The sequence below is a fragment of the Streptomyces sp. NPDC006207 genome, assembly GCF_040613835.1.
GTDB lineage: Bacteria > Actinomycetota > Actinomycetes > Streptomycetales > Streptomycetaceae > Actinacidiphila.
The window spans coordinates 1-10,597 of sequence record NZ_JBEXSX010000121.1; the positions used below are offsets into that span (position 1 = coordinate 1).

Annotated in this window: 7 protein-coding genes; 6 read left to right on the plus strand and 1 reads right to left on the minus strand. The window is 69.9% G+C overall.

Going from position 1 to position 10,597, the window contains the following annotated elements:
* The first annotated feature begins 406 nt into the window (after positions 1 to 406).
* From ABZ312_RS44300 to ABZ312_RS44320, 5 genes are all read left to right on the plus strand, one after another.
* Positions 407 to 1,216: a hypothetical protein gene (locus tag ABZ312_RS44300; protein ID WP_500440148.1), complete on the plus strand. Its 810-nt coding sequence runs from the start codon at positions 407 to 409 to the stop codon at positions 1,214 to 1,216.
* A 161-nt stretch (positions 1,217 to 1,377) separates the two neighbouring features.
* Positions 1,378 to 3,399, plus strand: a complete 2,022-nt coding sequence (locus tag ABZ312_RS44305) for a bifunctional polysaccharide deacetylase/glycosyltransferase family 2 protein (RefSeq protein ID WP_500440149.1) — start codon at positions 1,378 to 1,380, stop codon at positions 3,397 to 3,399.
* Positions 3,400 to 4,095: 696 nt separating this feature from the next.
* Entirely contained in the window at positions 4,096 to 5,427 is a 1,332-nt protein-coding gene (locus ABZ312_RS44310) for a ferredoxin reductase family protein (protein WP_500440154.1), read from the plus strand.
* Positions 5,428 to 5,441: 14 nt separating this feature from the next.
* Positions 5,442 to 6,071: an FMN-binding protein gene (locus tag ABZ312_RS44315; RefSeq protein ID WP_500440150.1), complete on the plus strand. Its 630-nt coding sequence runs from the start codon at positions 5,442 to 5,444 to the stop codon at positions 6,069 to 6,071.
* Positions 6,072 to 6,102: 31 nt separating this feature from the next.
* Positions 6,103 to 6,900, plus strand: a complete 798-nt coding sequence (locus ABZ312_RS44320; protein ID WP_500440155.1) for an FAD:protein FMN transferase — start codon at positions 6,103 to 6,105, stop codon at positions 6,898 to 6,900.
* Here the strand turns inward: ABZ312_RS44320 and ABZ312_RS44325 are convergent.
* Entirely contained in the window at positions 6,868 to 8,079 is a 1,212-nt protein-coding gene (locus tag ABZ312_RS44325) for a S8 family peptidase (RefSeq protein WP_500440151.1), read from the minus strand. The genes ABZ312_RS44320 and ABZ312_RS44325 overlap by 33 nt on opposite strands.
* A 632-nt stretch (positions 8,080 to 8,711) precedes the next feature.
* Between ABZ312_RS44325 and ABZ312_RS44330 the strand changes: the two genes are divergently transcribed.
* The coding region (locus ABZ312_RS44330; RefSeq protein WP_500440152.1) for a tetratricopeptide repeat protein at positions 8,712 to 10,597 on the plus strand (1,886 nt) is incomplete at its 3' end.

Genomic DNA, 10,597 nt, shown 5'->3' on the forward strand with positions numbered 1-10,597 from the left:
ACTCTTCCGGATAGGGCTTGGGCACAGCGACATCCTTCCCACCCGCCCCACAGGGCAAGCCAGTTCAGATGTCACCCGATCGTGCAGCAGACCCCTGAGACGGGGGAGTGATAGAGGAAGGCACCTTCGGCGACTGTCATCGGATCGTCTCAGCCCTCGCCCCGAGTGCCTACCCGCCGCCCGTAGGTAGGTCCGGATCTTCCAGGACGAGTGGCCCTTGTCCGCCACCGCCCGCTCCGGACGGGTCTGTGCCCGGCCCTGACCCGCCGAGGCACCTGCCTCCGGTCCATGGCCGTCGCATCCTCCCCCGCTGCACCACAGATCCGCCGACTAACTACACTTTGCATCCATGTCTTGGGACCCTCAACACGGCAACCGTACGTCTGGCGCGAGCAGCCCCAATGGCGTGGACGCCGGGAACGGTGCCTACCAGGACAGTGGCGACATTCAGGGCCTGCAGGTCATCTATGACCCGCGCGGCGAGAGGGCCCAGGTGTACGACGCGTACCTGGATCCGGCGGCGGCGCACGGGTGGCACGAGTCGGCGGCCACCGGTGACGGAGTTGCGCCCGGCGATGCTTACGGCCACCCACAGGGCGCGTACGTTGACAGTCACGAGCTGTACCGGGGCGGCCACGACGCCCAAGAGGGGGGCCAAGGCACCCATGGGACCGGCCACGGGGCATACGGCACCGAGCCTGAGCACACGTCCCGAGACGACGGATACTCCCACGGCGCCGACGACGACCAGAACGACGCCGACCACGACGACGGCTCGGTCTTTGTCGATGCATCGGGCCGCCGCAGCCGGCTGATCCGCCGTGCGGGCCTCGCTGCCGCGGCGGTCTGCGTTGTCTTCATGGTCGCTCTGATCGCGGGATTGTTTAGTTCGGTGCCCTCTGGCGGCCCGCTTCCCTGGGGGCAGGACCAGGACCAGAAGCAGGAACCGAAGCAGGAAGACTCGTCGACCGCCACGAACCAGCCCGGCTCGACCGTCGAACCCACCGCCGATCCGTCCGCCACGTCTGGGAAGTCATCTGGGGAGTCAGTGGCCCTGAGCCCATCGGCGAGCGCTTCCAAGATCGGTGGCGAGCCCAAGGAACCCACGTCCAAGGCGCCCACGACCGCAGCCGCCCCCACTACGAGCGCGCCGGGCAGGGGGAACGCCGGCGACCCCCCCGGCCACGGCCAGGGATCGACAAAGGGACCCAGGTGAGCCACCCACAACGCAACACCGGAACGTTCCGTTCCACTGGCAGCAGTCGTTCCCGTGGTGCCAACCGCTCGGCCCGACCGTCTACGGTGACCCGCCCGACGCAGACGGCACCCAGAACCAACCGGCATGCCCTGCGGCGCGACCCCCGCGCCCACTGGCTGTTGCTTCTGCTCACTCTCGCGGTCGCTGCCACCGCGCTGCTGTTCAGCGGTTACGGGCGGCATGAGATAGCACCCACCGCCGCCCCCGCCCATCACTGCACCGCCGCCCCCGCCGCGGTACGCACCGGCGGCCCCGTGTCGAGCGAGGCCGACGGAAAGCTGCACAGCACGCACCTCCCCGCCGAGAAGGTCGCCCTGACCTACGACGGAGGCCCTGATCCCGCCTGGACCCCATCTCTGCTCGACGTCCTGAGAAAGCACCACGTCAAGGCGACGTTCTTCCTCTCCGGCACCCAGGTGGCCGCCCATCCGGACCTCGTGCGCAGGATCCATGAGGAGGGTCACCAGATCGGCTCGCACACCTACACCGACGCCAACCTCGCCCAGGTCTCGGCGACCCGCGCGCGGCTCGAACTCGCCGTCACGCAGAACACCCTTGCCGGTGCCGCCGGCCTCGGCACCCGTCTGGTGCGGCTGCCGCACACCGGGAAGATCGCGTCTTTCTGCGCCGACCAGTGGGCGGCCGGGCGGCGCGCGATCGACGACGGCTACGTCCTGGTCGCCGCCGATGCTGCCGACCGGAGCCCGAAGTGGGGTGAGATCCGGCAGTTCACCGGCTCGCCGGAGGCCGTTGATGCCACGGAGAGAATCTTGGTGTCCCCGCCGCACGGCGTACGGTTCACGACGGTCGGGGCGGCGCTGGGGATGCATGGTGTCAACTATCCCGTCTCGGAGGCCACCGAGGTGAAGGGCACCGCCGTCGTGTGGGTGCAGACCCTGTCCCGGGGCTTCGCCGACGCGATGACGTGGCTGCTGGTGGCGGCGGGTGTGATCTCCCTGGGGCGCCTCGTGCTGCTGTTCACGGTCGCCCGCGTGCATGTGCGCCGCGTCCGCAGGAAACGACGCCGCGGCAACCGGCTGCCGCGGGTCGATGAACCGGTCACCGTGATCGTGCCCGCATACAACGAGGAGGCGGGCATTGAGGCGACCCTGCGTTCGTTGCTCGCCTCCACGTACCCGTACATCCAGATCATCGTGGTCGACGACGGATCGAGCGACCGCACCTTCGAAATCGCCGAGTCGGTCCGGGAGGAGGACCCGCGCGTGATGGTGGTGCGCCAGCCCAACGCGGGCAAGGCGGCCGCCCTCAACACCGGTCTTTCCTGGGCCCAGTTCGACATCGTGGTGATGATCGACGGTGACACGGTCTTCGAGCCCGAGGCGATCCGCAACCTGATCCAGCCGCTCGCCGACCCGCGCGTCGGCGCGGTCAGCGGCAACACAAAGGTCGGCAACAGGCAGGGCATACTGGGCCGTTGGCAGCACCTCGAGTACGTCATCGGCTTCAACCTCGACCGCCGAATGTTCGATGTACTCGAATGCATGCCGACCGTGCCGGGAGCGATCGGCGCCTTCCGCCGTGAGGCGCTGATGGGCGTCGGCGGAGTCAGTGAGGACACCCTCGCCGAGGACACCGATCTGACGATGGCGCTGTGCCGCGCGGGCTGGCGGGTGGTGTACGAGGAGTCTGCGATCGCCTGGACGGAGGCGCCGTCCACCGTCCGGCAGCTCTGGAAGCAGCGTTACCGCTGGTGCTACGGCACTCTGCAGGCGATGTGGAAGCACCGCAGGTCGCTGGTCGAGACGGGGCCGGCGGGCAAGTTCGGCCGCCGCGGACTGACCTATCTCGCCGTCTTCCAGATGCTGTTGCCGTTGCTCGCTCCACTCGTCGACGTGTTCGCTGTGTATGGGCTGCTGTTCCAGAGCGTCGCCCAGGCCGGGGCCGTGTGGCTCGGGTTCACGGCCGTGCAGGTGCTCAGTGCCCTCTACGCGCTCCGCCTCGACAAGGAGAAGTTCGAACCGCTGTGGACCCTGCCGCTGCAGATCTTTGTCTACCGGCAGCTGATGTATTTGGTGGTGGTGCAGTCGGTAGTCACGGCGCTCCTGGGCAGCAGGCTGCGCTGGCACCGGATGCAGCGCACCGGTTCGGCGACGGACACGCTGCAGCGGCAGCCGGCGTGAGGTCGCACGGCCGGGCCTGGCCGTTGGGGTGGCTCGGCGGGACGGGTCGCCAGGGACTTCGACCTGACCGAGACCGCGGGGTGGGACCGGGGGAAGCAGGCCGACTCCGAGGCCGCCCTCGCGGCCTGACCAACACGCTGAACGTGTCTTTGAAGCGGAGCAAGTTCACCGCGCCATGGTTGACCTCACCGTGGCAGAGATTCGGCGACTCCTGGCAGCTGCCCGTCCCCACTACACACGCTCGGGGGGCGGTCCCATGGAGACCGCCCCTGATGAGACATTCGCCCACCACACTCGCGCCACATGGGTTCTGAGCAGGCAAAGCGTCGAGATCCTGCTGGAGTACCAGGCGCCGGTCGGAAGCAACAGAGCGGTCAAGGCCCGGCCACTCCCAGGTGTCGACGGCCCCACGCGCAGCCGCCTCACCCCGACTGGGGTTCCGGTCCGGCACGACGAGATGATCCGCGTGAACTGCAGGCCCCGGCAACGGCGCAAGGGAGCGGCCTGGCGGTACGACGCCTCGGGCCCTAGACTCCGTGCTTCCTGACACCGCAGGCCCAAGCATCCCCGTACTCCCAGGGGTAAGGTGCCGCGCTCAGGGGCGACCAGGGAGCAGGGGGCCTACTCAGGAGACCGGGAAAGAGAACGACCCCCTTGACGACGATTCAGTACAGCCGTGCGGGCAGACGGCAGGCCATGCGCCGGATCCGCCCCCGGCGATCCCCCGCGAGACCCCTGGCGGCACTGGCCTGGTTGGGCGCGGCAGCCACGCTGTGGCTGTGGTGGAGTAACACACCGTACGTGCCCAGGACCGTCGGCGACTGCCTGACGGCCGCCGGCCGGATCACCGGGCTGCTGTCCGGATACGTGACCGCCATCGTGATCGCGCTGATGGCGCGCGTTCCGTCCCTGGAGCGCCGGGTGGGCTCCGACCGGGTCACGCGGTGGCACGCGATGAGCGGACGCTACGCGCTGTCCCTGGTCGTCGTGCACGTCGTGCTGATCCTCTACGGCTACTCGCTCCAGGCGGACACCGGCATCGTGGCGCAGACGGTCTCCGTCGTCACCGAGTACCCGGAGATGGTGAAGGCGACGGCCGGCACCCTGATCCTGCTGCTCGTCGGTCTTGTCTCGGCTGGCGCACTGCGCAGACGCCTGCGCTACGAGACCTGGTACTACCTGCACCTCCTCACCTATGCCGCCGTATACCTCGCCTTCTGGCACCAGCTCGCCACGGGCGGCGAATTCGTGACGGACACCGTCGCGCGCACCGCCTGGTACGTCCTGTACCTTCTGGTCGGCACGCTGGTGCTCTGGTACCGCGTACTCACTCCTGTACGGCTCAACTTCCGGCACCGCATGCGCGTCGAGTCGGTCGTGCAGGAGACGCCCGGCGTGGTGTCCGTGCTGATCCGCGGACGCCGGCTGCACAGGCTGGGTGCGGAGCCGGGGCAGTTCTTCCGCTGGCGGTTCCTGGCCGAGGGGCTGCGCTGGACCTCGAATCCGTACTCGCTGTCGGCGCCACCCCGGCCGGATCGGCTGCGGATCACCGTGAAGGCGGTTGGCGGGCACAGCGCGGCGCTGGCCCGGCTCCGCCCGGGCACCCCGGTGTGGGCGGAGGGCCCTTACGGGGCGATGACCGCGGGCCGCCGCAGCCGTGGCAAGGTGCTGTTGCTCGCGGGCGGCGTGGGGATCACGCCACTGCGGGCGCTGTTCGAGACCCTGCCCGGGGCGCCTGGGGACCTCACTCTGCTCTACCGGGCGCGCACGGCCGAGGAGCTCGCGCTCCGGGACGAGCTGGAGGCGATCGCGGACGCCTGCGGTGCCCAGCTGCTGTACGCGGTGAACAGCCCGGACGGCAGACGGCCGTCGATCACCGCGAAGAAGCTGCGGAGGATCCTGCCGGACATCTCCCGCCACGACGTCTACCTGTGCGGGCCGCCGGGTCTGGCCGAGGAGTCCTACGTCGCGCTCCGCCAGGCCGGCGTCCCCGAACGCCGCATCCACCACGAGTCCTTCGAGTTCTGAGCCCGGTGACCTCCATGAAGAAGAATCATTCGCTCCGTCGTGGCGTGCTCACCAGCGCCGCCACCGTCTCCGGCATTGTGCTGATGCTCGCGCTCAAGCCCGGCACGGACCCGTCCGTCCATCAGGCTGGCGCTCCCTCCGCCCAGGTGACAGTGATCCCCTCCGCATCCATCGCCGCCTCCACGTCCACCTCCACCTCCACCTCCGTGTCCCCTTCCCTGTCCGTGTCCGCCTCGCCGTCGGGGACGGCAGGACACCGGCGCGCCACGTCGTCTCCGACCGCTTCGATCTCCCGCTCCGCCTCCACCGCGCCCAGGAAGACCAACACCGCCCCCTCCACCCCGAAGACCACCACGGCCGCACCCACCACCCGTACCGTCTCCGGTCCCACCGTGCAGACGAACTACGGGCCGGTCCAGGTGCGGATCACCCTCACCGGCACCCGGATCACGGGGGCGACGGCCGTCCAGTACCCCGACGAGACCGCACGGAGTCGGGACATCAACTCCACCGCGGTTCCCAAACTCAACCGGGAGACGCTGGCCGCGCAGAGCGCGAGCATCGACTCGGTGTCCGGCGCCACCTACACCAGCACGGGCTACAAGCAGTCGCTGCAGAGCGCCCTGGACCAGGCCGGTGTCTGAGCCCGCGCGCCTGCGCCGCGTGGAACACGCCATGGGCACGGTCTTCTCCTTCGACGTCCGCGGCTTCACGAACCTTCCGCGCGTGCGCGCGGCGCTGGAGGAGGCGGTCGCCTTCCTGCACCGGACCGACGCCGTCTTCTCCACCTACCGCTACGACAGCCAGATCAGCCGGCTCGCCCGCGGCGAGCTGGATCTGCGGAGTTGCGATGCTGAGGTGCGCGAAGTGCTGCGGCTGTGCGAGGAGGCCGAACGGCGGAGCGATGGCTGGTTCTCAGCCCGGTACAGAGGCCGGTCCGGCACCGGTCCCGACCCCACGGGCCTGGTGAAGGGCTGGGCGGTCGAGCGCGCCGCGCGGACGCTCGCCGAGGCCGGCGCGGAAGCGGTGTGCGTCAACGGCGGCGGTGACGTCCAAACGATGGGCGGTCCCTGGCGGATTGGCATCTCCGATCCCCTGACCCCTGGTGCGATTGCCGCGGTCGTCGAGGTGGGCGCCGATGCTCATGAGACTGCCGTCGCCACGTCGGGCCCCGCCGAACGGGGTTGCCACATCCTTGATCCGCACACCGGGCAGCCGTCGGCCACTCGACTCGCCTCGATAACCGTCCTCTGCTCCACCCTCACCGCCGCCGACGCCTGGGCCACCGCCGCCTACGCCATGGGCGACGCGGCCCGCACCTGGCTCAGTGCACTCCCTGGCGCGCAGGCCTTCGCCGTCACCATCGGCGGTGGCACGTGGCACACGACCGGTTTCCCGGGGCCGGCCGTACCGGCCGGCCCCGGGAAACCGGTACGGGTGCTACGGGGTGACGCGCAGCAGCAGGTTGGGTGATCCGCTGCCGGGGCCGGTGACCACCCCGGAGGTGGCCGCCGAGGTCAGGGCGCTCGCCACCTGGGAGGGCGAGGCCGACGGATGTCCGGCGAGGTAGACGGCAGCCGCGCCCGTGACGTGCGGGGTCGCCATCGAGGTGCCGGAGATGGTGTTGGTGGCGGTGTCGCTGTTCTTCCACGCGGAGGTGATGGACGATCCGGGCGCGAACAGGTCCAGCCCAGAGCCGTAGTTGGAGTAGCTGGCCCTGGCGTCGGTGCTGGTGGTGGCGCCGACGGTGATCGCCTCGCTCACGCGCGCGGGCGAGTAGGAGGAGGCGTTCGCCCCGTCGTTGCCCGCGGCGACGGCGTAGGTGACGCCGGAGGCGATCGAGTTGCGGACGGCGGTGTCAATGGCGGTGTTGGCGCCGCCGCCAAGGCTCATGTTGGCCACGGCCGGCTTCACGGCGTTGGCGGTGACCCAGTCGATGCCGGCCACGACCTGGGCCGTCGTGCCCGATCCGGCGTTGTTCAGGACACGTACAGCGACGATCTTCGCCTTCTTGGCGACTCCGTACGAGGTTCCGGCGACGGTGCCCGCGACATGGGTGCCGTGGCCGTTGCCGTCCTGGGCGACGAAGTCGTCCTGGACCGCGTCGTACCCGTAGGAGGCGCGGCCGCCGAAGTCCGTGTGCGTGATGCGCACTCCGGTGTCGATAATGTACGCCGTCACGCCGGCGCCGGCCGTGTCGGGGTACGTATAGCTGTTGTTCAGGGGGAGTGCCGCCTGGTCGATGCGGTCCAGCCCCCACGACGGCGGGTTGGTCTGCGTGGCGTCCACGCTGACGGTGGTGTCCTGGATGACCTGGGCGACGGCCGGGTCCGCGGCGAGCCGCCCGGCCTCGGTCGCGGTCATGTGGGCCGCGTAGCCGTTGAGGGCGGCGCGGTACGTGTGCTCGACCACGCCGCCGTGACGGGTCACCACGCTCCGGCCCCCGGCCGAGGTCGATGAGAGCCCGGAACTCTTCTTGAGGGTGACGATGTAGCTGTCCTTCACGGCGCCCTTGCCGCTGGCGCCGATGATGCGGCCTTCGGCCGGTGCGGCCTGTGCGGGGGTTACCGCGGTCAGACCGAGGGCGGCGGCGGTCACCACCGCCGAGAACGCCGCGGCGATCCGCCGCCGGGTTCTGCGCGTCACTGCCATCGCGGGGAAGTCCTCCTGCAATCGCTGGTGCGTTACGGGACGACCGATAGCGTGATGCATCTGACGCGTCCATTACAAGAGCGCCTTTGGGGGGCTTGCCTCGCCTGTTCAGGTCGGTCAGCTCGGGCCCGGTGCTGCCCTCTCCCCACGAGGGTGCAGATTCGTCCGTGCTGGTCAGTGCGCGATCCGGCCGCGTCACCGGACGGGACCGCGCCGACGGACCGAGCCGACGGGGCCGAGCAGGTCAACTGAGACGGTAACCGAGGCGGAAGACCCGCAAACGGCGGGAAACCTGTTTTGCAGGTTTGCCTGGAGTGGTGAGGACTTCGTCCATGGCGGTTCCGGCGGGTTCGCGCCGGTTCAATGAGTGGTCCCCCTCACGCCTTGCGGACGCGTGTGAACTCCGGTGCACGCCCGTGAATGAGACGGAAATTGAGACGGGTCCGTGAGTCGCATGGAGGGCCTAACTCATCCGTGGTGCTCATCTTCGGGGCGTCACTGACGAGTGCCTGCGTACTCGTGGTGCTGGGTTCTAGGTTCTGGCACGGTGTGACGGAGGTCTCGGGGGTGTGGGTATGGCGCGTCGGCGCGGTGTACGGGTGGGGTCGGGGGTGGCGGGTGCTGCCGCGTTGGTGACGGCAGTGCTGGGGCCGGTGACCAATTACGCGAGTGCGGCGGTGCCGGGGTGGGCTGCGCATGCGTGGGTGGTGTGGCCGGCATTCGGGGTGCTAGTGGCGGTCAGCGTTGGGTTGCTGCTGTGGGGGCGGCGCCTGGATGGCGGGACGCCGTCGGCGCGGCTGAATTCGGTGGACAGGCTGGCCGGGTCCCGACATGGCTCCCTGCGGCGCCAGCATGTGGAGCGGGTGCGCGGCCGTGAGACGGAGCTGGCTCTCCTGGTGGAGATGCTGCGCCGGCCGCAGGGCAGGTTTGCGGTGGTGTGTGGTGCTGGGGGACTGGGCAAGACGACGCTGGCCGCGCAGCTCGCTGCCCAGGCCGAGGAAGATGGCTGGGCGGTGTTCTGGCTGCGGTGGCGAAGCTCGGTGGACCTGGCGCAGCAACTGACCCAGGCGGCGGTGGCGTGCGGGCTTGCGGAGTCGGATCTGGAGTCGGCCCGGGCCGGGCAGGCGAGCTTGCCGGATGTGATCTGGGAGCAGCTGGAATCCTCCCGGCGGTGGTTGGTGGTGCTCGACAACGTGGATGAGCCGCAGGCGGTCGGCCCCGGCGTTGAGCCGGTGGCGCACTATCGGGGGTGGATCCGCCCCCACGGCGGCGGTTTGTTGCTGGTGACCAGCCGGGACACCAGCACGCAGACCTGGGGGCCGCGTGCAGAGCTGCTGCGGCTGGAGCCGCTGGCCGTGCCGGATGCGGGCCAAGTGCTGCTGGATGCGGCACCGCGGGCCGGCACGCCGGAGCAGGCCCGGGAGCTAGCGGCCCGCCTGGGTGGGCTGCCGCTGGCCCTGCATGCGGCGGGTTCCTACCTCGCCACTGCCATCAGCCGCTACCGAACCTTCGACCACTACCGCCAGGCCTTGGACGCCGAGCTGCCCCCACTCCTGGGCGCGCAGCACCCTGATGCTTCTGACCCTGACGTCGCTCGCACTGTGGTGCGCCATACCTGGGAGGTGTCCCTGGACCAGCTCACGGCGGAGGGCAACCTGCTGGCCCGTCCACTGCTGAGGGTGCTGTCCCTGCTGGCCCAGGCGCCCATACCGCTGTCCCTGCTCACCCCGGGCTTGGTGGCCGCCGTGACAGGTGAGGCGGTCACTGTGGTCGGTGTGGAGGCGGCACTTGCCGGTCTGCACCGCTATGGTCTTCTTGGACTGCCCGAACCCACCACCGCACTGGAGGTGGCGCAGGAGGACAATGCCCAGGTGGTGCTGCATCCGCTGGTCCGGGAGATCAGCGCCCTAGCTCTCACAGCCGAGACCAACGACCTCGCCCTGTGGCATCGAGCCCTCACCGACCGGCTGACCGAAGCCGTCCACGACGCCGCGGGAGCCGGACGCCCCGGGTGGTCCACCGCCCGCCTCCTGTCCCCACACCTGTCGCTCTTGCTCAACCAGAGCCCAGAGGCCCTCGCCGACGCCCGCGACACAGTTGCGGCTCTCGCCGAGGTACTCCGCGACGCTGGCGCCTACGCACCCGAGCACGCTCTACATCAACAACTCTTGGACACACAAAGTCGCCTTCTGGGCCCCGACCATCCCGACACCTTGGGCAGCCGTGGCAACTTGGCTGCCGCTCTGCGCGGGATGGGGGAGTACGCGCAGGCAGTCGACCTGCACCGGCGGACCCTTGAGGATCGCACGCGGATCCTGGGCCCCGACCATCCCGACACCTTGGGCAGCCGTGGCAACTTGGCTGCCGCTCTGCGCGGGATGGGGGAGTACGCGCAGGCAGCCGACCTGGACCGGCAGACCTTGGAGGATCGCACGCGGATCCTGGGCCCCGACCATCCCGACACCTTGGGCAGCCGTGGCAACTTGGCTGCCGCTCTGCGCGGGATGGGGGAGTACGC

What these genes read in the sequence shown, in the direction of transcription:
- ABZ312_RS44325 (WP_500440151.1), bottom strand. Translation starts at nt 8,079, where the DNA reads ATGGCAGTGACGCGCAGAACCCGGCGGCGGATCGCCGCGGCGTTCTCG.
- ABZ312_RS44320 (WP_500440155.1), top strand. Translation starts at nt 6,103, where the DNA reads ATGGGCACGGTCTTCTCCTTCGACGTCCGCGGCTTCACGAACCTTCCG.
- ABZ312_RS44315 (WP_500440150.1), top strand. Translation starts at nt 5,442, where the DNA reads ATGAAGAAGAATCATTCGCTCCGTCGTGGCGTGCTCACCAGCGCCGCC.
- ABZ312_RS44310 (WP_500440154.1), top strand. Translation starts at nt 4,096, where the DNA reads ATGCGCCGGATCCGCCCCCGGCGATCCCCCGCGAGACCCCTGGCGGCA.